20 protein-coding genes are annotated in these 24,179 nt (G+C 54.2%); 7 read left to right on the top strand and 13 right to left on the bottom strand.

The genetic code is table 11. The features are described 5' to 3' along the window. Nucleotides 1-67 precede the first annotated feature (67 nt). Together CFN46_RS09780 and CFN46_RS09775 are read right to left on the bottom strand one after the other, a co-directional pair. Nucleotides 68-1,186 carry an ABC transporter permease gene (locus tag CFN46_RS09780; RefSeq protein ID WP_176426449.1) on the bottom strand — a complete coding sequence of 373 codons (1,119 nt, stop codon included), beginning with the start codon at nt 1,184-1,186 and terminating at the stop codon, nt 68-70. 73 nt (nt 1,187-1,259) lie between these two features. Then, nucleotides 1,260-2,273, bottom strand: coding sequence for a sugar ABC transporter substrate-binding protein (locus tag CFN46_RS09775; RefSeq protein WP_084208914.1), 1,014 nt, complete (start codon nt 2,271-2,273; stop codon nt 1,260-1,262). A gap of 360 nt (nt 2,274-2,633) precedes the next feature. On the opposite strand from CFN46_RS09775, the gene CFN46_RS09770 reads away from it, so the two are divergent. The 3 genes from CFN46_RS09770 to iolB all read left to right on the top strand — a co-directional run bounded on the left by CFN46_RS09770 (nt 2,634) and on the right by iolB (nt 5,496). Continuing rightward, nucleotides 2,634-3,554: a MurR/RpiR family transcriptional regulator gene (locus CFN46_RS09770; RefSeq protein WP_088743392.1), complete on the top strand. Its 921-nt coding sequence runs from the start codon at nt 2,634-2,636 to the stop codon at nt 3,552-3,554. 107 nt (nt 3,555-3,661) lie between these two features. Next, entirely contained in the window at nt 3,662-4,657 is a 996-nt protein-coding gene (iolG, locus tag CFN46_RS09765; protein WP_088743391.1) for an inositol 2-dehydrogenase, read from the top strand. A gap of 35 nt (nt 4,658-4,692) precedes the next feature. After that, nucleotides 4,693-5,496 (top strand): 5-deoxy-glucuronate isomerase, encoded by an 804-nt coding sequence (gene iolB, locus CFN46_RS09760; RefSeq protein WP_084208911.1) that lies wholly within the window; start codon nt 4,693-4,695, stop codon nt 5,494-5,496. Between the two features lie 396 nt (nt 5,497-5,892). On the opposite strand, the gene CFN46_RS17650 is transcribed toward iolB, so the two are convergent. The 5 genes from CFN46_RS17650 to CFN46_RS09740 all read right to left on the bottom strand — a co-directional run bounded on the left by CFN46_RS17650 (nt 5,893) and on the right by CFN46_RS09740 (nt 12,084). Then, a complete protein-coding gene (locus CFN46_RS17650; RefSeq protein WP_211242445.1) occupies nt 5,893-6,021 on the bottom strand; it encodes a putative transporter small subunit in 129 nt (42 codons plus the stop codon). Between the two features lie 26 nt (nt 6,022-6,047). Then, nucleotides 6,048-7,751 (bottom strand): sodium:solute symporter family protein, encoded by a 1,704-nt coding sequence (locus CFN46_RS09755; protein ID WP_088743390.1) that lies wholly within the window; start codon nt 7,749-7,751, stop codon nt 6,048-6,050. A 936-nt stretch (nt 7,752-8,687) separates the two neighbouring features. After that, a complete protein-coding gene (locus CFN46_RS09750) occupies nt 8,688-10,103 on the bottom strand; it encodes an amidase (RefSeq protein WP_088743389.1) in 1,416 nt (471 codons plus the stop codon). Between the two features lie 204 nt (nt 10,104-10,307). Continuing rightward, complete coding sequence (locus tag CFN46_RS09745) at nt 10,308-11,834, bottom strand: sodium:solute symporter family protein (protein ID WP_088743388.1); 1,527 nt, start codon at nt 11,832-11,834, stop codon at nt 10,308-10,310. A 10-nt stretch (nt 11,835-11,844) separates the two neighbouring features. Beyond that, the gene (locus CFN46_RS09740; protein WP_088743387.1) at nt 11,845-12,084 is read right to left on the bottom strand and encodes a hypothetical protein; all 240 of its coding nucleotides are present in this window, start codon (nt 12,082-12,084) and stop codon (nt 11,845-11,847) included. A 345-nt stretch (nt 12,085-12,429) separates the two neighbouring features. Here CFN46_RS09740 and CFN46_RS09735 point away from each other — a divergent pair, with 345 nt between their 5' ends. The 3 genes from CFN46_RS09735 to CFN46_RS09725 all read left to right on the top strand — a co-directional run bounded on the left by CFN46_RS09735 (nt 12,430) and on the right by CFN46_RS09725 (nt 15,587). Continuing rightward, on the top strand, nt 12,430-14,622 hold the full coding sequence (locus tag CFN46_RS09735; protein ID WP_088743386.1) for an OsmC domain/YcaO domain-containing protein: 2,193 nt from the start codon (nt 12,430-12,432) through the stop codon (nt 14,620-14,622). Between the two features lie 168 nt (nt 14,623-14,790). Next, nucleotides 14,791-15,120 carry a hypothetical protein gene (locus tag CFN46_RS09730; protein ID WP_088743385.1) on the top strand — a complete coding sequence of 110 codons (330 nt, stop codon included), beginning with the start codon at nt 14,791-14,793 and terminating at the stop codon, nt 15,118-15,120. Then, complete coding sequence (locus tag CFN46_RS09725; RefSeq protein ID WP_088743384.1) at nt 15,117-15,587, top strand: hypothetical protein; 471 nt, start codon at nt 15,117-15,119, stop codon at nt 15,585-15,587. The genes CFN46_RS09730 and CFN46_RS09725 overlap by 4 nt, the downstream gene beginning before the upstream one ends. Before the next feature lie 122 nt (nt 15,588-15,709). Here the strand turns inward: CFN46_RS09725 and CFN46_RS09720 are convergent, their stop codons facing one another. The 6 genes from CFN46_RS09720 to CFN46_RS09695 all read right to left on the bottom strand — a co-directional run bounded on the left by CFN46_RS09720 (nt 15,710) and on the right by CFN46_RS09695 (nt 22,851). Then, entirely contained in the window at nt 15,710-16,882 is a 1,173-nt protein-coding gene (locus CFN46_RS09720) for a fumarylacetoacetate hydrolase family protein (protein WP_088743383.1), read from the bottom strand. A 44-nt stretch (nt 16,883-16,926) separates the two neighbouring features. Beyond that, the gene (locus tag CFN46_RS09715) at nt 16,927-18,354 is read right to left on the bottom strand and encodes an FAD-binding oxidoreductase (protein WP_088743382.1); all 1,428 of its coding nucleotides are present in this window, start codon (nt 18,352-18,354) and stop codon (nt 16,927-16,929) included. Nucleotides 18,355-18,505: 151 nt separating this feature from the next. Next, entirely contained in the window at nt 18,506-19,762 is a 1,257-nt protein-coding gene (locus tag CFN46_RS09710; protein ID WP_088743381.1) for a TRAP transporter large permease, read from the bottom strand. After that, nucleotides 19,759-20,244 carry a TRAP transporter small permease gene (locus tag CFN46_RS09705; RefSeq protein ID WP_024952487.1) on the bottom strand — a complete coding sequence of 162 codons (486 nt, stop codon included), beginning with the start codon at nt 20,242-20,244 and terminating at the stop codon, nt 19,759-19,761. Before CFN46_RS09705 ends, CFN46_RS09710 begins: the two co-directional genes overlap by 4 nt. Nucleotides 20,245-20,317: 73 nt before the next feature. Beyond that, complete coding sequence (locus tag CFN46_RS09700; RefSeq protein WP_088743380.1) at nt 20,318-21,436, bottom strand: TRAP transporter substrate-binding protein; 1,119 nt, start codon at nt 21,434-21,436, stop codon at nt 20,318-20,320. Between the two features lie 116 nt (nt 21,437-21,552). After that, nucleotides 21,553-22,851, bottom strand: coding sequence for an L-fuconate dehydratase (locus CFN46_RS09695; protein WP_088743379.1), 1,299 nt, complete (start codon nt 22,849-22,851; stop codon nt 21,553-21,555). Nucleotides 22,852-23,213: 362 nt separating this feature from the next. On the opposite strand from CFN46_RS09695, the gene CFN46_RS09690 reads away from it, so the two are divergent. Beyond that, a complete protein-coding gene (locus tag CFN46_RS09690; RefSeq protein ID WP_024952485.1) occupies nt 23,214-24,140 on the top strand; it encodes a LysR substrate-binding domain-containing protein in 927 nt (308 codons plus the stop codon). Nucleotides 24,141-24,179: the final 39 nt, after the last annotated feature.

Genomic DNA, 24,179 nt, shown 5'->3' with positions numbered 1-24,179 from the left:
CCTCTGGCGCGGTCTGCGGCGGTCGTGGTCTGTTCCGGCGCCTGTTGCAGGTTGGCATTGGCAGTCATCACTTGGCCTCCAGGGCTTTCTTGCGCACGTAGTTGTTGAACAGCACCGCGATCAGGAGCATGGCGCCGAGAAAGACCTTGAACCAGTCAGTGTTGACCCCGGTGTAGAAGATGCCCATCTGGACCGTGCCGAAGATAAGCGCACCGAAGACGGCCCCTACGGCAGACCCATAGCCTCCGGTAAGCAGAGCGCCGCCGATGACCACGGCAATGATGGCTTCCAGTTCCTTGAGCAGTCCGCGCGTCGTGTCAGCTGACCCCGTATCCATCACCTGCAGGCAGGCAAAGATGGTGGCGGCGACAGCCGTGAAGATGAACAGCACGATCTTGACCTTCATGACCGGGACGCCGACGTTGCGAGCGGCATTCACGTCGCCGCCACACGCGAAGATCCAGTTGCCGAATCGCGTGTAGAGCAGCAGCCAGGTCGCGGCGATGGCCAGCACGATCCACCAGACGATGGAGATCGGTACACCCGTGACGCTAGGGTTGCCCGCGAAGTTGGTCGCGATCCAGCCCTGCGCCGCCATCCAGCTGAAGAGGCCGGTGAATACCTCGCCGGAGAAGAGCGGGGCCAGCCAATCGTGATCCGCCAGTTCCTGAATGCCCCCGACTTGAGTGCGGCCGGTCGTCCAGCGCGTCAGGCCAATGGCCAGGCCACGAAGAATGAACAGGAACCCCAGGGTCACGATGAAGGAGGGCAGGCCGGTGCGCATCACCAGATAGCCGTTGATCCAGCCGATCAGCACGGCGCTGGCAAAGGCGAAGGTGATGGCCAACCAGAGTGGCCAACCGTATTGCACGGCAGGGATGGCGATCAGGATGCCGGCAAAGCCGATCATGGAGCCAAGGGAAAGATCGAACTCCCCTCCGATCATCAGCAATGACGCCGCGATGGCCAGGATCCCCAGCTGAGCGGAGACCTCCAGAAAGTTGAGTATGCCTGCCAGGCTGAACATCCCGGTCCCTGAGGCCGCGGCAGAGAAGAAGGCAAATACCAGGATAGTGCCGGCAATGGCACCGAATTCGGGGCGTTTCAGTGCGGCTTTCAAGGGGTGAACGCGACGGAGGCGCTCGTCATCCGTCTCTGATACAGCGCTCATGGCGTGATCGGTCATGATGTTCTCTCCTGGCGCCTCCTCGAGGAAGGCGCCATCTCACGGAAATGAAAGTGTTGCCAGATGGGAGAGCTCAGCGAATGCCTTGCTCTGACAGTTCGATGACCTGACCGGCATTCTCGGCGGTGACAAATCCGGGCCCTGTGGCGACATCGCCAGCCGGCATCAGACCGTGAAGGTGGTACTGATGCATGAAGACCACCGGCAGATAGCCCTGCAGGTACTGTTGCTGATCAATGGCAAAGTTCATTTCCCCGGCCTGGACGGCAGCGAGAATATCGGGAGAGAGATCGAAGGTGCCCAGCTGGAATTTCTGGGTGGCACCGGCTTCCTGCATGGCTTTGAGCATGGGTTCAGAGCTGAGGGGCCCCAGAGCCAGAATCGAGTCGATCTCGCTGTGTTGATTGAGATATGCCACCAGGGAATTCTTGATCTCGGTCGGATCGGTACTGGTCGCCAGCTCGTCTGCACTGCCGTCAAACCCCTCGATGAAGCCTGCACAGCGCGCATCCAGACCCACGTTGCCCTGTTCCTGGTTGATACACAGGCCGTGCTTGGCACCACTGTCCATCATGCGCTCAGCCGCAGCACGCCCAGCCTCATACTCGCTCTGACCGATATGCAGGCGAGCACCGACGTCCTTGGATTTGTCGCCACCGGAATTGATGGTGATGACGGGAATCTTCTGGTCCACCGCATTCTTGATGCCCTTGCCCAGTGCATCGGCATCGGTCAATGAAATGATCAGGCCATCGGGCTGAGAGGCCACTGCGGCATCCAGCAATTGCGCCATCTTGGCCATGTCAAAGGTGGAGGGAGCGCGATACTCGACCTTGACCCCAAGCGCCTGGGCAGCATCATCCGCACCGCGTTTGACGATGGACCAGAAAGGGTCGGAGTTCTGTCCATGGGTGATCATGACATAGCGCTCGGAGTCCGCTGCCCACACGGCATTGGCGGCTGAGGCTGCCAGCAGAGCCGTGACGATGCCGGCGGTGATGCGACGAAAGCGGGACGTTTCGTGGCGGGGCTTTCCGGTACGGGGATGGACTGGAACTGGATGAGCGTGTGAATTGGCGTGGTTCATCGATGACTCCTGACGTCTCTGATTATTGTCGTTGTCAGTACGGGCTGCCGGATTGGCGTCTCGGCATCCCGTTTCAGTGCCTCTATGGGCGCAAGCAGGATCATTTCATTGTGTGAGGTGGTGTGCCGTCACGGTGGTGCCTGTCACTCAGCGGGTGCCCTGACACAAGGCAGGAACATGGCGTTCCGTTTTGATCCGCTTATGGAATGTAGATTCCAAAATTGGGGAATGCAACAGGAATATTCGATTTATTTTTGTATTGGAATTTTCATTCCATATGCCTACACTGCCAATCATTGCTCACTCGAGGTACGGCCGCTCCGACGCCGAATTGGCAGGTGAGCCGCGACAGGAGTTCCCATGGCTGAGATAACCCCCTTGCAGACGACTGCACGCCAGATTGAGTCATTCGAGTCCCTCGAAGCTCATATCAGCCAGCAATACCCGTCCCTATCGCGCCGGTTGCAACAAAGTGCTCGATTTCTACTGGAGCATCCTCAAGAGGTGGCCTTCGGAACTGTGGCAGGGCTTGCCGAAAAAGCGGATGTCACGCCTTCGACACTGATACGTTTTGCCAACGCGTTGGGATTTTCAGGCTTTTCAGAGATGCAGAAGCTGTTTCGGGCTCGCCTGGTCGAAGCGGAGCCCAGTTATAGTGAGCGCATCAGGGTCGCCCGCGAGGTGACCGGCGAGAGTCCTGGCGCTCACGAGCTGTTGAGAAATTTCTCGGCTGCCAATCAGCAAGCACTTGGCGAACTGCCAGGACGTATCGCGCCCAAGGATATCGAGCGAGCTCTCGATCTGCTGGAAGCCGCGGAGGCTGTTCACCTTCTGGGAGCACGGCGAAGTTTCGTCGTCTCAAGCTACCTGGCCTACTCATTGCGGCATATCGCCAAACGCGCCTTCCTGATGGATGGCATGGGGGCGATGTATCGCGAGCAGGCAGAAGCGATCTCCCGCCAGGACTGTCTGCTGGTCACCAGCTTCGCGCCCTACGCAGAAGAGGTGCAGTCTGCCGTCCATGTGGCGCGTGAGCGCGGTACCCCCACGATACTCATTACCGACTCTTCCCTGAGCCCGCTGACTCACCATGCAGATGTCGTGTTGGTGGTGAACGAAGCGGAAGTGCAAGGCTTCCGAGGCCTGACGTCCACGCTATGCCTGGCCCAGGCACTTGCCATCGGACTGGGCGTTCGCCAGCAGGGCAGCGGGGAAGTGCAGGGCACCACACCGCACGACATCTCATTGCAGGAAGAGGGCGCTGCCAACCTTCGAGGCTGAAGTACGGCAAAGGCGAGCACTACAGGAGGTAGTGCTTGCCGACAATCTCTCTCAATTCGTTCGAGACGCAACAACAACAAACGCCATAGATATGGAGGACGCTTCACATGAAAATCGCTCTGCTGGGCGCCGGTCGCATCGGCCGTGTTCACGCTCGCGCCATCTCTGATCACCCCCTGGCGCAACTGGCATGTGTCAGTGATGCCTTCCCGGAGGCTGCCAATTCACTCGCTGCGGAATATGGTGTGCCGGTGATGACGGCGGAGGACATCTTCGCGTCAGCGGAGATTGATGGCGTTCTGATCGCCTCCTCCACTCCGACTCACTGTGACTTCCTTGAGCGTGCGGCCCGTGCGGGCAAGGCGGTACTTTGCGAGAAGCCGATCGATCTGGATCTTGCGCGAACGCGTCACTGTCTTGGTGTGCTGGCGGAGCACCCCGTGACCTGTGCTCTCGGGTTCAATCGTCGCCATGACCCTCAGTTCTCGGCGCTCAAGCAGGCGCTGGAAGCGGGACGAATCGGCGAACTCGAGATGATCACCATCACCAGCCGTGATCCAGAGCCGCCGCCCGCAGAATATGTGGCAGCCTCGGGAGGACTCTTCCGTGACATGAGCATTCATGATCTGGACATGGCGGTCTGGCTGCTGGGCGAGCCGGTCACGGAGGTGACGGTCAGTGGCAGCTGCCTCGTGGATCCAGCCATCGGTGAAGCGGGAGATCTGGATAGCGCACTCATCAATCTGAAGAGTGCTTCTGGCAAGTTGGTCTCCATCAGCAACTCGCGTCGTGCCTGTTACGGCTATGACCAGCGGATCGAGGTCTTTGGCAGCCAGGGCATGCTGGAGGCGCGCAACGAGACGGATACGCGCCTGCGCTTCACCGGCGTGGAAGGTGTGGTGGAAGAGCGTCCACAGTGGTTCTTCCTCGAGCGTTACGCGCAGGCCTATGTGCGTGAAGTGGGAGATTTCGTCACTGCCTGGCAAGAAGGTCGTGCCCCGCTGGCCGGCGCGCAGGATGGACTCGCCGCGCTTGAACTGGCCGAAGCGGCGTTGATTTCCTATCGCGAAGGGCGCCGGGTACTGCTCAGTGAGATTCGTTGAGCCCACTTCTCCCTGCTGCTGAAAAGGACAAGAACATGACACTTCTCGTGAGACCGCATGCCCCTGGTGAAGATGGAACGCTACTGGAAGTCACTCCGGAATCTGCAGGCTGGACACACGTGGGCTTTCGCGTACATCGCCTGAAACAAGGTGAGCGTTTCGAGCGCCACACCGAGAGTCGCGAACAGTGCCTCGTGCTGCTCTCGGGACGCGCAACCGTGCGTACCGGTGACCAGACGTTCGAGAACATCGGTGAACGCATGAGCGTGTTTGAACACCTGCCGCCGTACTCGGTATATCTTCCGGACGGGATAGCCTATTCAGTGGAAGCACTGACGGAGCTGGAAATAGCCGTCTGCAGTGCTCCGGGGCATGGCAATCATGCCGCTCGCCTGATTCGCCCCGAGCAGGTGGCCTGTTCGACACGTGGCGAGGGGACCAACACGCGTCACGTGCAGGACATTCTTCCCCAGACGGAGCCCGCCGATAGTCTGTTGGTGGTGGAGGTCTATACGCCCCCTGGCAACTGGTCCAGCTACCCTCCGCACAAGCACTGTGCCGACAATCTGCCGGAAGAGTCTTTCCTGGAGGAGACGTACTACCACAAGCTCAATCCGTCACAAGGGTTTGCGTTCCAGCGCGTCTATACCGATGACCGATCCCTGGATGAAACCATGGCGGTGGAAGATGGCTGCTGTGTGATGGTACCGGAGGGGTATCATCCCGCCGCCGCTCCACACGGCTATGAGCTTTATTATCTCAATGTCATGGCTGGCCCCAAGCGGGTCTGGAAATTCAAGAATGACCCCGCGCATGAGTGGATCGTCGACATGAAATGATAGCCGGATAGCCATCATTGTATTTCAGGCAGCATTGAGGGCGACGATCTCGTTATAGAGGTCGATTGTCCAGGCCAAGGCACAGGCTCTGAGGCTCCCATCGGTGTAACCACGGTAGTGCCATCAAACGCTTCTGCATGCCGTAGCAGGCTTGAGCTTGTTGGTAGGCCTTCGCGGGCACTTCGACTTACGTATCACTGCGGCTCAAGCGGTGATGCGTAAGTCGTTGTGTCATTGTTGTGGCGAAGTGCTGATATTTCTTGAGTGTTACAGATACAAGAAAGCCCGCCTCTGAAATCACCAGAGGCGGGCTTTGGGGTCTTGGGGTGTCATGCCACAGATCGAGGATGGCATGACGTTGCCAGCAGGATGCTCGAGATATCCCGGGCTGATGCTTTAGACCAGCTCGCGTTCTTCTTCTCGTGCGCTGCGGCGGTCGCGGGCAACCGCACGGCAGATGACAACCAGTACCGCCAGTGTCAGCACCGGCCAGACCAAGACATAAACAGCGAAGAGTAACGTCATGATGAATGTCTCCTTGTGTTCAGGTGCTATGCATTCGTTGGAGTGGCAGGCCGTGTCTGGATCGAATCAGAGTCACGGCGATTCTCGGCATCCAGCGCTTCATCGTAGTTGCCGACCTTTTCACCGATGGTGGCAAAATCGAAGCGCTCCTGACGACTGGACAGGCTCATCACCACACACACCAGCGTGCTGGTGCCGTAGGCGGTAAGTGAAGCCAGCAGCACGGTGTAATCGCGAAGGAAGCCGGTGGCGAAGATCAGCATGGCAATCATTGCCGCAACACCTGCAATGATGCCGAGTGTGCGTCCGAGGAAGCCAAATACCATCAGGCCGATGATGACACCGCCCCCGATGCAGGCGAGCAACTCGAAGAACAACCCACTGAGTCCAGTGAGCGGAACCAGTTCAAAGCGCGCAACGCAGAACAGCACCATGGCGACCAGTACCGAGACGGTAAAGGCGGCATTGGTGACCCGATTCCAGAAGCAGCTGGCGATGACAGGGAATACGATAGCCCCCCACAGCGCACCGACGAATACCAGCATCACGAGGATATCCAGTGAGAAACTGGCGAAGGTAATACCGAGCATCGTCGCGACAATCATGGTCACACGACCGATGAGCAGCATGCGTCTGGGGTCTGGCTTGCCGCGGGCGATATTCTTGCCGTAGACATCGGCCATGATGATGGCGGACAGCGCAGATAGATCAGAATCGGCGGTGGACGACAGTGAGCCGATCACCAGAATGAAGAACAGTGCGATGAAGAAGGGCGGCAAGTACTCAGACACCATCTGAGGGATCAGATTGTTCATGTCGCCATTCATGGGCTCGACACCCAGTGTCAGCGCCATCAGGCCGATCATGCCCAGGCCGATGACGATGGCGCCATAGCCTACGGTCGCCGTGATGAAGGTCGGTTTGATGTGGTCTTCATTGACGGCAAAGAGGCGCTGGGAAATGGTCTGGTTACCGATCGCGTAGGCCAGTACAGCCACGAAGAAGGGAGCCCCCTGATTGAGGATGGCATCCATCGAGAAGAAGTCCGCCTGTTGTGGCGTGACATGCTTCAAACCTTCGACGAGCTCTGCAGGCCCCCCCATGGCAAAGAACACCGCGGGTATGATGATGATGGCGATGGCCATCAGGGCGACCAGCTGGGCGAAATCGGTCAAGACCGATGCGCGGAAGCCAGACCAGAAGGTGTAGAAGAGCACCCCTGTCCCCGCCATGATCACGCCCGCCTGGAACGACAGCGGAGACAGCACGGAGACCAGTGCGCCGGCGGCAGTGAAGTTGACCATCAGGCTGATGATGCTGCCTAGCACGTTGGAGAAGGCCAGGATCAGCTGGCTGCTTGAACCGTGACGCGCATGGATCAGCTCCCCCAGCGTGTGGGCATTGGGGGCAAGCTTGCGGAACCGACGGCCGAAGGGATAGATGAATAGAATCATCAGTGCCCCCCAGAAGCCATAATGTATCGGGCCAGAGACGCCATAGGTGAAGCCCGAGGTAGCTGCTGCGTAGAACGATGCCGCCCAGATCCAGGTGGCGGTCATGCTCGCAGCGCCCATGCCGAAGCCGACTCTATGGTTGGAGACCATGAATTCGTCAGCATCTTCGGTTTTCTTGCGGATGCTGAGTGTTATCAGATAGGTGCCGCCATAGAAGGCAACCAATAGCAGCACGACAGTCAGCGTCGAGAATTGATATAACGATTCATTGTTCAAGAACGGACCCTCTGTGGGTTAACAGGGCACTGGTCAGCAGCAGAAATCACTGTCGACAGCGACGAGTAATGAGAGGAAGGTTCTTAGCCGTAGACGAATACAGCATTATTTGCACAGGCAACTGAGGTCCTGCGCAGCGCGATATGCCACGTCATTGATTATCGGCAGACTCAGTCGGTAGTGACTGGGCCCTTAGCACTTCCCGTCGAGGAAAGTGGCGGGGGGAGGACGTCGGGGCATGCATCGTCCTTCATCAGTATAATGAAGTCTCATGATCTTCCTTGTTATTGAGTGTAGCCATCAGCTATGGCGGTTTTTTTAAGCAATATCCTTGGTCTACGGCATACGCTATGCACCCTGAGCGACTGGTCGCCAGGCACGTAAATGTATGCGGAATGTAACAATTATTTTTTCGTATTATACTTTCCACAAGCAACCATAAATTATTCGAATCAATATGTCCAATTTGTCTCTATACGGCAGCTATTCTGAGTTCAATCAACGATATTCAAACTAAATTGCGATAGGAAAAGGAAATGCTACCCAGCAGGGGGGCATTACTCAGGCTATCAATGTTCGTGGGTTGGTGTCTGCTGATTAGTTTGTTTCCATTTGGCAGTATTGTATTGCATGTATTCTGTTGTCAGGGGAATCGTGTGGATAATGCGTAGAGTGATAATTCGAAGAGTTATAAAGGCTAAGTTGAGCTGTTTTTTACATTTAATTCTCTATTGGCGAATCACTAAAAAAGGGCTTTTATTGGACGCTGATAAATCTCGAATGCCATTTTCGGAGTTTTATATATGTCTGTCAGGATCTGTTTTATTTCAGATTTTTATTACGGTAATTATAAAACTGATAGTGAAGTAGCATCATTCTCCGCCATCAGTTTTGTAATAACGTTTCACTCGATGTTTGTCTCCACCAAATGATTGATCATCGCAGTGGCGGAGGAGACAGTCTCGGGAGGCGTGCTTCCAGCAGCATCGCAGCATGCATGACTTTCATATCTTCAAATTTCGCGCCGATCAATTGCAGGCCGACCGGGAGCCCCGTGTCATCCAGGCCACAGGGCAGTGATGCGGCTGGCTGTTGTGTCAGGTTGAAGGGGTAGCTGAATGGCGTCCACTCCATCCAATCTTGATGATCGCCGTCGGGAGGCACGTTGAATCCGGCAGCAAAGGGAGAGAGTGGCAGAGTGGGAGTGACCAGTAGATCCCATTTTTGATGGAAAGCCTGCATGTGCGCAGTCAGTGCCGTGCGCTCGCGTCCCGCTTCCAGATAGCGAGCCAATGAAATCTTGCTGCCTCGCTCAGCGATGTCCAGGAAACCCGGGTCCATCTCATTGAGCTGATTCTTTGCAAGTTTTTCGACGACTTGTGTAGCACCAGCAAACCAAAGCGTATTGAAGGTATCCAGAGGGCACGAAAAAACCGGGTCGATCTCTATGATCTCAGCGCCCAGCATCGCCAATTGCATTACTGCTTCATCCACTCGTCGACGTATGTCGTCAGCCACATCGACATAACCCAGTGTCGGGCTATAAGCGATTCGCCAACCCTCGAGAGAACGAGGTGGCGGAGCATTCCAATCAGGACACTGCGGATTCCCGAGGAAGCCGTCGCGCGCATCGGGTTGCGTCATGCTGGCCAGCATCAAGGCACTATCTGCTGCAGTACGTGTCATGGGACCTAGATGCGAAAGAGTCGACATGGCACTTGAAGGCCATTGCGGGATCCAGCCGAACGTTGGCTTCAAGCCGAAGGTACCTGTGAAACTGCACGGAATCCTGATCGACCCTCCTGCGTCACTCCCCTGATGCAACATGCCAAGATTCAAAGCGGCTGCTGCACCGGCCCCCCCAGAGGAACCTCCCGGAGTCAGCGACAGATCCCAGGGGTTGCGCGTGACACCATGAAGAGGGTTGTCCGTAACGCCTTTCCAGCCAAATTCTGGCGAGGCAGTCTTGCCTAGAAATATCGCCCCGGCGTTACGCAGATGCCCTGCCACGGGAGCGTCCGTGGTATTGGGAGCCTCGGCATCTGAGGTGGCTGAACCATATCGCGTTGGCATGTCGCGCGTCAGTGTGAGGTCCTTGATGGTTGTCGGTACCCCGTCCAACGGGCCACAAGGACTGCCGTTCATCCAGCGAGTCTCTGACTCTTGAGCTGTCTTCATTGCCTCATCGTGCACAACGTGAACGAAGGCATTGATGCTCGGGTTCATGTCGTCGATACGCGCAAGGCAGTCACGAGTCAATTCAATGGGAGACAGCTCATGACGTCGGAACAAGTCGAGCGCTTGATGGGCTGTCAGCTCTGAAAGCTGGGTAGGAAGATTGTGGTGCTTCATGAGAATGAGTTCTCCCTTGTAGAGGTGTGGCGTTAACCATTCGATGGGCCAGGAATATCTCAGCACGCTGAAAGTGCCAGTCATGTCACGGAGATGGGGGATAAGAAGATGCTCTCGAATTGAGTCCATGACGCGATAAGAGAGTGGAAAATACGGGGCACAAAAGAGTAAGGGCCTGCCATGAGCAGACCCCTATACCTTTCGTTATTGAGCGCTGGTCGCCTGACGGGATTCGGAGTCGGAGACTTCGAGCTGTTCGGGATGATATTCGGCAGTGTAGTCCTGGCGAGCCTTGGCGAAGCGCTCGACGACATCATGATCCTGTCGCTGCATGGCCAGGCTCAATACGACAAATACCGTAGCGTTGAGAATCAGGCCCCAGATGCCAGCATGTAGGCCCAAGGGGTTGCTGATACTGGATCCATATGAGAGCCACAGTACGGTTGCCACCCCTAGCATGAGTCCCCAGAAGGCCGCCATGGGATGGGCTCTGCGCCAAGTGATCGCGCCCAACGTCGGCACGATCAGCTGGGCTGTTCCTGCCAGAGCTGCAATACCGATGGTCACGAGGAGTCCCGGGACGGTGAGTGCCAGAATATAGGCCGCGAGGGAGAAGCCGACCAAAGAGAGGCGTCCAATATGGACGATTCTTGCCTGATTGGCGGCAGGATTGACGTAGCGCTTATAGATATCCATGGTCACGACGGTTGATACCGCATGAATCTGTGAATTTGCCGTGGACATTGCTGCCGCCGCGCCTGCGGCCATTATCAACGACGCCAGCAGGTAAGGGGCATAGTTCATCAGCATGACGGGGAGGATCTGATCAGCGTTCTCCAGACCCGGCTCGAGTAGCACACCGGTATAGCCCGTCAGGACTGAACCGAAGTACGCGAATGCAGCAAGCCCCAGCAGGAACGGCATCAAACCAAACAGCTTGCCGCTTTTTACGGAGTACATGCGTAGCCAGATTTGCGGGCCCATGAAAGCCCCGATGGCGACAATCACGAACAATGAGAACCACATGGAATAGCCCATGTTGCCATTTGGCCCGGGCAGGGTTAGATGCCCTGGTGAGCTGCTGGCAAGTTGGGCGAACATGCTGGTCGGACCGCCGACTTGGCCTGCGATGTAGTAGCCCGCATACATCATGCCGAAGAACAGAAGTGCCCCATAGATCACATCAGTCCAGGCGATGGCACGGATCCCACCGACCCAGACATAGACAATGATGATGAAGTAGAACAGCAGGGCAGCCAGCCAGAAGGGCACGACGCCCCCAGAGGCGACCTCAATCAGGTAGGCGCCGCCTGTAAGCTGTATCTGCAGATAAGGCACGGTGAAGATAAGCGTGATGACGGCGACAAGAATTCTCAGCGCTTCACTGTTGTAGAAGTCTCCCATCAGGTCTGACGGTGTCAGGTAGTCGAAGCGTTTTCCGAGATACCAGACCCGTTTACCCACCCAGTAATACATGAAACCAAATAGTAGATTCCACGCCAGTGCCGTGAGATAGATCGGTCCACTGGTATAGAACGTGGCGTTCGAGCCAAGGAAGGCAAATGCGCTCCACCAGGTGGCCGCGACCGTGAAGAACACGGCAACGCTGCCCATGGCTCTTCCCTGGACAAAGAAGTCCTCACTGGTGGTTTGAGCTTTGCGTGCTGACACGAGCCCGACGATCAGGGGGATGATCATGAAGGCCGCGATGATCAAGATACTTCCTGTCATGGTGAGCTCCTCAGCGATTATCGGTAGTTGAGGGGGCTTTAGCACTACCCCAGTTAGTCAGGTAGGCGTACAGGAAGACTGCGGTAAGAAAGCCCCACCACACTAGATTCCAGACAAGGAAGAACGGGATCCCCATCACCATGGGCTCGATCTTGTTGGCCATCAGGACCAGGGGACTTTCCAGCATGGCAAAGCCAAACAGCATACATCCATATATCGCGATCTTTCGGGCAGTAAAACGCTTTCTCATTGCATTCCCCTTTATTGTGTTTGTGGGGCGAGTTGAGGCCTGCCGTGGGACCACGTCAGGACACTTGAGTGGCAATGTTTCATTTATTGTATTTATGCGTATAAATAGAGATAGGTGAGAAACAGAATCTCGTCAAGAAATTGTCGTAAGAGAGATATCACTCGCAGTGTCCTGAAAGAGAAACCACTAGGTAGAGCGTGATGCCATGGCAGTAGCTGTTGCAGTGTGACTTCGTTGTCAGCGTCTGTACCCGCGACGCGGGCCCCCAAAATCTGGATAATGGCCCCATCGCGTAGCCGCCTTCGAGGCGCGCATGCTCATACTCTTCACAGCGGTGCATCGTTCATGGAAATCAAGGTCAACTTTCTCGACAACCTGAGGCTCGAGGCGAAATTCGATGACTTCACGGTCATCACCGATCAGCCCATTCGTTACAAGGGTGATGGTTCGGCACCGAGCCCGTTCGACTACTTCCTTGCATCGTCAGCGCTGTGCGCGGCGTACTTCGTGAAGGTGTACTGCGTGGCGCGGGACATTCCGGCCGAGAACATTCGTTTGTCGCAGAACAATATCGTCGATCCGGAGAACCGCTATAACCAGATCTTCAAAATTCAGGTTGAGCTGCCGGAAGAACTGTCGGACAAAGACCGCCAAGGCATCCTGCGTTCCATCGAGCGCTGCACTGTGAAGAAGGTCGTCCAGACGGGGCCGGGCTTTGAGATCGAGACGGTCGACAATCTCGACGAAGACGCCCAGGCACTGCTGATGGCAGAGCCGCCGGAAGGGCAGAGTACCTGGATAGAAGGCAAGGACCTGCCGCTGGAGCAGACCATCGCCAACATGACCGGTCTGTTGAATGACCTTGGCATGAAGATCGAGATCGCCTCCTGGCGCAACATCGTGCCGCATATCTGGTCACTGCATATTCGTGATGCTGCGTCGCCGATGTGTTTCACCAATGGCAAAGGCTCGACCAAGGAGAGCGCACTGTGTTCGGCACTGGGCGAGTTCATCGAGCGTCTGAGCTGCAACTTCTTCTACAACGATCAGTTCTTCGGCGAAGCCATCGCTGACAGCGAGTTCGTGCATTACCCGAACGAGAAGTGGTTCCAGCCGGGCCCGAACGACGAGATCCCGGAAGGCGTGTTGGACGATTACTGCCTGGAGATCTTCAATCCGGACGGTGAGCTGGGTGGCTCCAATCTGATCGACACCAACTCCGGGCGTGCGGATCGTGGCATCGTGTCACTGCCGTTCGAGCGCAAGTCAGATGGCGAGACGGTTTACTTCCCGTCCAATCTGATTGAGAACCTGTATCTGAGTAACGGCATGAGTGCGGGTAATACCCTGCCGGAAGCGCAGGTGCAGTGTCTCTCGGAGATCTTTGAGCGAGCCGTGAAGCGCGAGATTCTCGAACAGGAGCTGACGCTGCCAGATGTGCCGCAAGAGGTGCTGGCCAAGTTCCCCGAGATCGTCGAGGGCGTCGAGGCGCTCGAGGCACAGGGCTTCCCGATTCTGGTCAAGGATGCCTCGCTGGGCGGACAGTTCCCGGTCGCATGCGTCACATTGATGAACCCGAAGACTGGCGGTGTGTTCGCCTCCTTCGGCGCGCATCCAAGCTTTGAAGTCGCGATCGAGCGCAGCCTGACCGAGTTGATGCAGGGCCGTAGTTTCGAGGGCCTCAACGACTTCATGCCGCCGACTTTCAGCTCGCATGCGGTTTCCGAGCCGAACAACTTCGTTGAGCACTTCATCGACTCTTCCGGCCTTGTCTCGTGGCGTTTCTTCAGCTCGAAGACGGATATCGAATTCGTCGAGTGGGATTTCTCTGGCAGCAATGAAGAAGAAGTCGCCAACTTGTTCGGCATTCTCGAGGAGATCGGCAAGGAATCCTATATGGCCGTGCACGAGGATCTCGGCGCGCCGGTCTGCCGTATTCTGGTGCCGGGCTATTCTGAGGTCTATCCGGTCGAAGACCTGGTGTGGGACAACACCAACATGGCGCTGGACTACCGCGAAAACATCCTCAATCTGCATCGTCTAGAGGACGACCAGCTGGCGGATCTTTCGGAGCGTCTGGAGGAAAGCCAGCTTGATGATCATATGGACATCAAGACGCTGATCGGCATCGAATTCGACGAGAATACCGTGTGGGGTCAGCTGACAATTCTTGAGCTGAAGCTGATGATCGATCTCGCGCTGGGCCTGCATGAAGACGCGCTGGATCGCGTCGAAATGTTCCTGCAGTACAACGACAACACCGTCGTGCGTGGTCTTTATTATCAGGCCACGAAAGCAGTGCTGGAGATTACCCTCGATGACGAGCTGGAGCTGGAAGATTACCTCTACAACTTCCGCCGCATGTTCGGTGAAGAGACGATGGCGGCGGTTGTCGGCTCTGTGGAAGGTGAGGTTCGCTTCTATGGTCTTGAGCCGACCAACATGCAGCTGGAAGGTCTTGATCGTCACCAGCGTCTGATCGAAAGCTATCAGAAGCTGCACGCGCATCGTGCTGCATTGGCCGCCAAGCAGGCATGATGGGCTAATATCGTCGTGAAAACCCTCCTTTATCTGCCGGTAAAGGAGGGTTTTCGTGTCTGGGCGTGTAGAAACTTCTCGACCGCATTGGCGGGGCATTGTCAGACGACCGGTAGCATCGATTCTGGTATATTCAATACTTAAAATATTTCAATGCATGGAGGCATTATGTTACTGGTCGTCGGCTTGGCCCTGAATCTGTTGTTCGTGTTGTTTTTCCCGCAAATTGCAGCAGATAGAGACATGTCGGGAGATACTGCATTCGTCTTCCAGATGTCGCTGTTCGCCAGCTGGTGCATCAGTGTATTTGGCGCTGCCTTGCTGAAAGTCGGCAAGCACAAGGCCGGCTTCATTCTGGTGGCAATCGGTAGTCTGTTGTTCGTTCCTCTCGGGCTTATTGCCATGATCGGTGCACGCAAGTTGAAGGAGAAAGATCAAGGGTCGTCTCTTGAAGCGCGTCGCGAAGCCTTGGCGAACGCTGACAAGGACGCTGCATGAGCACTCAGGTTGCAACGGCGGAGCCGCTCGATTTCTATGCGGACAAGCACTCACGAATGAACATGACATTGGCCTGGATTGCGTTGGCAATTCTTGTCGTGGTGTTTCTGTTCACTATATCCCAGAACATGACTAGCTCTGGTTTCGCGCCGCTCGTCATGGCTATCGTCATCTGCTTCATGCATGGCAATGCCTACAAGAAAAAACCAGCGGCTATCCTGGAGACAGATCACGTGTCGTTGCTGCTCAATCCTCTGGCGGGGCGCAAGCTGGCACTCTACAAGGAAGTGACCGGTCTGACGCTCAAGAAGGGGAAGGTATGCATCATCAAGTATGTGCAATCTGATGATGCCAAGTCGCGCGAAAAGACACTCAAGCTCAGCCTCAACATGTTTGATGAGGGACAACGCAATCCCCTGATGGAAGAGCTTTCGGTGCGTACCGGGTGCGATATCCTTCGCTCATAAGGAAAGATGGAGGGGGCTGTCAGAACGTTTCTTTCGCGAAAGTCCTTGATGGCTTGGAAGGAGTGTCTGGTATTGGGACAGCCTCCACAAAAAGCGCCCGCATAAGCGGGCGCTTTTTGTGGTTATTTCGCGACCTGGTGAGCCATCCATGCTCGGAAGCCATACTGCCATGGAGGTAGTTGATCACTTCGCTCCACCCGGTTTTTCAAGGCACCCAAACCAGGGGTAGAAATAGTGACCGTATCACCAAGGTGGTGAGTGAAGCCTTGGCCTGTACCATCACGGTCCTGAATGGGGGAGAACATGGTGCCGAGAAATAACATGAATCCATCGGGATACTGATGATGTGCACCGACAGTTTGTGCGATTAGCTCTTCAGGATCACGACTGATTTCGCGCATGTCACTGGAGTCCTCAAGCATGAAGTTATCATCCTTCCCTTCGATACGTAGACTCACGAGCGCAGATCGCACATCGTCCATGCTGAAATGTTCATCGAAGAGGCGAATGAACGGACCAATAGCGCAAGAGGCGTTATTGTCCTTGGCCTTACCCAGTAGTAGAGCGCTCCGGCCCTCTACATCACGTAAGTTGACGTCGTTGCCCAGCGTTGCGCCTTTGGCATGACCGTGCGAGTCCACTGCTAGCACTATTTCTGGCTCAGGGTTATTCCAGTGTGAGCTTGGATGTAGCCCGACCGAAGCGCCGAAGCCCATTGATGATAGCGGCTGGGACTTGGTGAAGACTTCGGCGTCTGGTCCTATGCCTACTTCCATGTATTGAGACCAGGCGCCGCGCTCCTGAAGCTCCTTCTTTAGTGTCATTGCGGCATCAGAACCCGGAACGATTTTCGACAGATCAGTGCCAATGAGATGCTTGAGCTCTTCACGTAATTCATTGGCACGTGCCGGATCTCCTCCTGCATTTTCCTCGATGACACGTTCCATCAGACTGACGGCAAAGGTTACACCACAGGCTTTTATTGCCTGTAAATCACAAGGCGCCAGTAAATAAGGAGGGGTCGCGGGGGATGAGAGAGAGTTACTGAAAAGAGTATCGATATCACAAAGGGTCTCACCCTGTGCGCAGGCCGCGAGAGAGCTGGCATTCTCGTGATCAAGTAGATCTGCCATCACGTTGACAGTGGCTGAAATGTCAATAACCTCACGGTCACGAACTACCACGATGCCGGGGCCCCGCTTCTCGCTACGCCAGACACGACCCACAAGCAAGGCACGTTCATGGTCTTGGGGTAGTAGAGAAATATCCCTATTTATAGTCTTAGCACTAAACATGAAGCCTTTTCCTTTTGAGATGAATAGTCAGAAGAGTGTGATGGCTAATCATGTGTCGCTGGCAGTATCCGACCTGGCGACATCATGCCTCTGGGATCAAGCTGGCGTTTTATACCGCGCATTATTTCGTGTTCGGGTGCTGTCAGTGTTTCCAGGAAGGGGGCTTGTTTGGCTCGACCGATGCCATGTTCTGCGCTGATACTGCCAGAAAACTCGGCGACTATATCGAATAGCTGAAGCTCGAGTTCGTGCAGTAAACTGCGCTTGGCCTCTTGTTCGAGAGTCGGGGGTGGCAAGACATTGAAATGAAGATTTCCATCTCCGACATGCCCATAAGCAATCACCGTACACTCAGGAGATGTTTCTTCCATGGATAACTGCGCTCGGTGGTGGAATTCGGACAATGCTGATAGGGGCAGTGATACATCGGTTCGCAAATGTTCTCCGCGTCGTTGTTGTCCCTCAAGCATGGCTTCACGAATTCTCCAGAGCTGCTTGGCCTGATGATCGCTGGTCGCCAAGACACCATCGTTGATCCATCCGTTCTCGATACCGATCTCGAACAGAGCTTCTATCATGCCATCCAGATTTACCGGACCGCTGGCCGCGACCTCCATCAAAATATAGACAGGGTGTCCCTCATCAAGAGGGTCTGGAAGGTCGGGGGCGACCTCAATGGCGAGTTCGAGGCAGATGCGGGGGATCAACTCGAAAGCGCTCAATAGGTCGCAGCAGCTACGGCGTGATTGAGCATAGAGCTTGAGTACAGACTCTACATCCGGGCAGCCGATCAGCGCAGTACGCGTCACTTGCGGGCGGGGAAACAGCTTGATCACGGCACCGGTCACGATGCCAAGCGTGCCCTCGGCACCAATGAACAGCTGCTTCAGATCGTAGCCTGTATTGTTCTTGTGCAGCGCTTTCATGTCGCAGAGCAGGCGCCCGTCAGGTAGCGCCACTTCCACCCCTAGTACTAGCTGGCGCATCATTCCATAGCGCAGCACGTTTAGACCACCTGCGTTGGTGGCAATATTCCCCCCTATCTGACAGCTTCCCTGTGCCCCGAGTGTGAGAGGAAAGAAGCAGTCTTCCGCTTCGGCAGCGTCCTTGATGGTTTGCAATATGCATCCGGCATCAACACTCATGCTGAAATTGATAGGATCCACGTGACGAATTCCATTCAGACGCTCAAGGCTGATCACCAGCTCTGGCGTGTCCCTGTCCGGCAGTGCGGCTTCCACCAATCCACTTCCTCCGCCCTGAGGAACAACAGGAATATCATTTCGGTGGCAATATCCCAGAATTTCGGCTACCTGCTCTGGAGTCGCTGGGCGAGCGATTGCCAAGGGAATACCGCCCTGCGCGCCGGCCCAATCAATCCGGTAACGCGCGATATCAACATCATCACAAAGGACTCCAGAAGGTCCCAGCGTAGTGGTAAGAAAGGTAAGCAACTCATCGTGTGCGGTCATGATGTGGTCCCATTGAGCATGACTGAGCAATTACCTTTTGATGATGCAAGGTGATGCCCGTCTACGTGAATATGTGCCGAACTCATCTGAGTCCAGTAGTGAATTTCTGAGCTCAGAGCGGCCAGGAATATTGCGGCAGAATTCGAAGGACCTATCGGAACCACAACACCACCCCCGGGAATAGCAGGAAGACTGCCAATAGCCCGACAAGTGTGAAATAGAAGGGCATGAGACTCTTTACCAGGCTTTCCATGCCGACTTTTCCGACGCCACAGCCAACGTACAATACGGTTCCAACAGGCGGTGTGATCAGGCCAATGCCAAGAATGAATGACATCAGGACACCGAAGTAAACAGGATCAATGCCAAGCTTGACGACGACTGGTGTCATCAGCGGAGCCAGGATGACCATTGCTGGCGTTAAATCCATGAAGAAACCCACTACCAGCAGGAAGGCAGAGAGTATCAGGAGCAGGAGGAGCCTATTCTCGGTGATGGTCGATAGACTGGTAACAAGCTGCTGAGGAATCATGTTCGCTGTCAGCAACCAGGCCAGCACACTGGCGAAGGCGAGTAGTAGCATCACCACGCCTGTCAGCCTGCCGGTGGCAGCACATAGAGAGAAAAAGCGTTTGAGGCTAAGGCTGCGATAGACAAAAAACGACACGGCAAAGGCATAGACCAGTGCAATGGCGGCGCTTTCTGTCGGAGTGAAGACTCCCGTGAGAATGCCACCGACGATAATGATAGGAAGAAGCAATGCCAGAACTGCATCCTTGAGCGCGTCCTTGAGCTCAGGGAACGAGAAGGGTTGTCCGCGGCCATTCTTGCGTGATTGCACATAAGTCGTGGCGGCAAGGCCCAGGGTAATCAGAATGCCAGGGACGATACCTGCGAGAAACAATTGTGAAATCGAGGTGTTGGTGACCACGCCGAAGAGAATCATTGGGATAGAAGGAGGGATGATGATGCCAACGACGGAAGCCGCAACTACGATGGCAGTGGCGAGCGGGGCGCTATAGTGGTGCCGTTTCATGGGTTCGATCATCATGCTACCTACGGCAGAGGCATCTGCTACTGCTGAACCACTGATTCCACCGAAGAACATCGATGTCATCACTGCCACCTGACCGAGTCCCCCTGCGACAAAGCCGACCAAGGCGCTCGCCAGGCGTACCAATCGCGTAGCAATCCCTCCTTCACTCATCACTTCACCGACGAGAATGAACAATGGAATGGCGAGTAGTGGAAAGGAGTCGAGTCCATTGACGGCTTGAGCCACAATTGGTGACAACGAATAGTCGGCGTAGAAGAAGATGAACAGGCTAATGGCGCCAAGGCCGAAAGAGATCGGCATACCGATCACGATGCAGATGGCCAGACCGATCAGAATACTCCAAAGAATCATGTTGCTTGTCTCCGCAGTAGCTCGATAAGCGCGAGTGTGTTGGCAATCAGAGTGAGGATTGCCATGACAGGCATGGCGCTATAAAGCCATGTCTTGGGAATACCCAGCATTGGTGTGGCACTCGTATAGCCTGAGATCAGATCCGTGAATCCGACCAATATGCAAATGCACACTACATAAATAATGGCAATGGCCATGAGCTCAAGCAGCTTGCGTATACCGGAAGGAGCGAGCTCCTTGAAGTAAGTCACCGCTACATGCTCTCGTTCGAGGCTGCCGAGTCCGGCACCGAGCAGGACAAGCCAGATGAACAGTACGCGTGACATCTCTTCGGCCCACTCGTATGACGTGTTGAGTACGAAGCGACCGAAAACATTGGCGGTAACGCAAAACACGACCCCGATGACAAGGAGTCCGACAGATATCCTCAGGGTGGTGGTGATGTACCTCAACCAAGCTGGGGCTGTTGTCTGTAACGACATGAGTCACCTCCCTGGTGACGCGCCCTGCGTTGCCGCGAAATATGGCAATACAGGGCGCTTTGGGTAGAAGGGACTACTGTGAAACTGCGCGGATATCGTCTATCAACTTACCGCCAATCTTTTCACGCCAGTCGTCATAGACGGGAGCTAAGCTGTTCTGGAATGTCGCGACTTGTTCAGGTGTGAGCTCCGTTATTTTCATGCCTTCATCGATCAATTCCTGCTTGATCTGGACATTCATGGAGCGACTCACCTCGCGCTCATAGTCACCCATCTGCTGAGATGCTTCCGTCACCAGTTGCTGGTAGCCATCGGGAAGTTTTTTCCAGAAGCGTTCGGATACCAGCGTGATGAAGGGGGTGTAGACGTGGTTCGACTCAGTGGCATAGCCCTGGACTTCGTTGAATTTTGAGGACTGGATAGTGATCCAGGGATTTTCTTGTCCATCCACCACACCTTGCTCAAGTGCCGTGAAGAGTTCAGCAAAGGACATGGGAGTCGGATTGGCACCAAGGGTGCGCCAGATATCCAGATGAATCGGATTCTGCATGGTGCGGACCTTGAGGCCACCAAGATCACCAGGAGTCGTCACGGCCTGCTTGCTATTGGTCAATTGGCGATAGCCATTCTCTGCCCACCCGATGGCGACCAGACCATTCGTGCTAGCAGTTTCCAGCATGCGATCGCCAATCTCTCCATCCAGTACTTCATCCGCGACTTCTGGCGTGGGGAACAGGAATGGAAGATCGAATACGGCAAACTGAGGAAACATACTGACCAAGGGTGAGGTAGAAGGTGCCGTCATCTCCAGGGTGCCCGCCTGCAACGCGCTGACAGCCTGCAAGTCATCGCCAAGCTGAGCGCTGTGAAAAAGCTCGACCTGGATATGGCCCTCACTTCTTTTCTCGACAATATCCTCAAAATATTCCAGTCCACGATATTGTGCACTGGACTGTGTGGTACCTATGCTGAATTTCAACGTGTAGTCATCGCCATCACCTTGAACCACTGCTCCTTGTACTTCTGGAATGACGGGCATCTCTGTAGCGGCCTGTGCTGTCAATGATGTACTGGATAGTACAAGTGAGCTGATAGCAATCATCATAGATTTTCGAGATAATCGTGAGTTTTTATTTTCTTTACCGTGAAATGAATTGGCGTTTTTGGCGCAATGGCTTGTAATTGTTGTCATGCATTTTCTCCATAATGATAGGCCTAATGGGATTGGCCTATCGTGGAATGTCATAGTTTTAACATTCTTTTTTACGATGTTTAATGGATAGATATTTATGGCAGAGATGATTGGGTTTATTGCCACGCTTGTCCATCAGGAAATGTATGATTTATCCTAGAGTCGGGCTTCATGGTGATGCTGTACCCTGGTGAATCAGGGACAAGATAGTGACCAGATCTAATTTGTACGGGATCTACAAAATGATCATGAAGGTGATCGACATATTCGAGAAGACGACCATCGAGTGAGCCAGATATGGCGATATAGTCGAACATTGAAATATGTTGAGTATATTCACATAGGCCCACGCCACCACCATGAGGACACACTGGGACATCGAACTTTGCGGCCAGGAGCAACACAATGATGACTTCGTTTAGGCCACCCATCCGAGCAGCATCAAGCTGACAGTAATCTATAGCCTCGGCCTGCATAAGCTGTTTGAACATCACGCGATTATGGCAATGCTCACCAGTAGCAACACCGATATTTCCGAGGCGGCGGCGAATTTCAGCATGCCCAAGTATATCGTCAGGACTTGTGGGCTCCTCGATCCAATGAGGATTGTACTCAGCCAATCGACGCATGTTGACGATGGATTCATCGACATCCCACATCTGATTCGCATCCATCATCAGAGTACGTTCTTCACCGATTTCCTCGCGCAATATGGCAGCGCGGCGACGGTCTTCCTCAATGTCTCCACCCACTTTCTGTTTGAAGTGTTGCCAACCATCATCAATGGCTTCACGACATAGCCGTCGCATCTTGTCTTCTGAATAACCTAACCAGCCAGCCGAAGTGGTATAGGCCGGATAGCCATTTTTCCGAAGCTCGGCCTCACGTTCGGCTTTACCCGATTCACGACGCTTGAGTATCGATATTGCTTCTTCAGGTGTCAGGGCATCGGTGACAAACCGAAAGTCCAGGCAGTTGACGAGCTGCTCAGGGCTCATGTCGGCCAGAAGCTTCCAGACAGGTTTACTTTCACGTTTGGCCCATAGATCCCAAATGGCATTGATCATGGCGGCGGATGCCAGGTGGATGACACCTTTCTCAGGACCTAGCCAACGTAGCTGGCTATCACCACTCGTGAGTTCACGCCAGAATTCCCCCATACGCTGGGTAATGTCTTCGAGTCGTTGCCCCGTCAGGCGTGAAGCTAGAGAGTTCACGGCTGCTACGCAGATCTCGTTGCCTCGTCCGATAGTGAAGGTAAGGCCGTGTCCGGTGACATCCTCACCCTGATCGGTATGAAGAATCACATAAGTGGCGGAGTAATCCGGTGCTGCATTCATGGCATCAGAACCGTCAAGGTCCCGAGAGGTTGGGAAACGAATATCAAGTGCTTCAACGCGAGTAATAATTGTCATTCTAGTGAGTGTCCTATTGTTTTTTGATCCTGATATTCTGGCTGTTTGAATAAGTTACGAACTCAAAAGCATGCTTTTTCGAGCATGATATATTTCTACGTCTGATAGACTTTGGTGCCATTGTGATAAATTATTCTTACGATATATCACCGATGAAATCTATGAGTTTCGTAGAATGTATTTTGCTCATTTTCTTTCTATTGAATATTTTTATCAGAGAATTTTTCATGGATTTTTCAAGTCTGTTTTTCACTGACAAGTCAGTGTATGTAAATAGTAAAAGATTCCGCCAATGGTTTTTTTTGCCTAGGCGATAACGTCAGGTTATCATCAGGTTTTAGTCCTCGAAGATAAGGTGTTTCATGTCTAATGACAGTGGTTCTCACGTGAGAAGTTGGCTGAGATTGAAGCATTTGGTGGCGCTAGTTTCCTTGGACGAAAGTCGGAATATGCATGCTGCGGCGCGACAGATGAATATCAGTCAGCCTGCCGTAAGTAAAATGCTTAAAGATATAGAAGGGTTTCTTGGGACCGCGCTATTTGTCAGAGATGTTGGAAGAATAGAGACTACTCAGGCGGGAGGGCGAGTGCTCCAGTATGCTCGACGTGTACTCAATGATACCAATCGATTGATGGATGATCTTGTGTCACTGAGAGAAGGGGGATGTGGGAAATTGATGGTAGGGTCTGTACCAGGTGCCGCTCCTGTCATGCTGCCGCATGCCATGTCCATTCTGAAGGAGACGCGTCCACAGTTGGCAATCAGTCTTCTCGAGAATTCCAGTGACCGACTGCTTGTTGATCTGGAGTATGGCTTGCTAGATGTCGTGATAGGGCGCTATACAGAACACTCCCAGCGTCATCTTTTCGATTTTCATCGTCTTAAAGAAGAGCCGGTATCAGTGGTGGTAAGACCTGACCATCCACTATGTCAGGAAGTTCCAACATTATCTGATGTCGTCAGATGGCCATGGGTATTACACCCGATGACCAGTCCGATGCGCGGGCTTTTCGAGGCAGCCCTCGCTGAAGCAGGTGTGCCTTCGCCTCGAAATGTCATTGAAACGACATCGACACAGGCATCTCTTCAGCTGATAGCATCCTCGGATACCCTGTCCGTATTACCGAGCTCGGTATTGAAGACATTATTCGTCGAAGGAAAATTTGCGACATTGCCACTAGTTATCGGTGACCCACTCGGATACTACGGTGTAATGACTCGACGTGATGAGCCTCATACTGAAATCATGTCTGATTTTATAGCGGCGCTTGTTTCATCATCGGATTAGGGAAGTTGGGTGTGGTTGATACGTTACATTGATGTTTCT

The sequence above is a fragment of the Cobetia sp. QF-1 genome (assembly GCF_002213105.1).
Lineage (GTDB): Bacteria > Pseudomonadota > Gammaproteobacteria > Pseudomonadales > Halomonadaceae > Cobetia > Cobetia crustatorum.
Note: the sequence above shows the minus strand (reverse complement) of the source record. Positions and strands in the feature narration are given on the sequence as shown.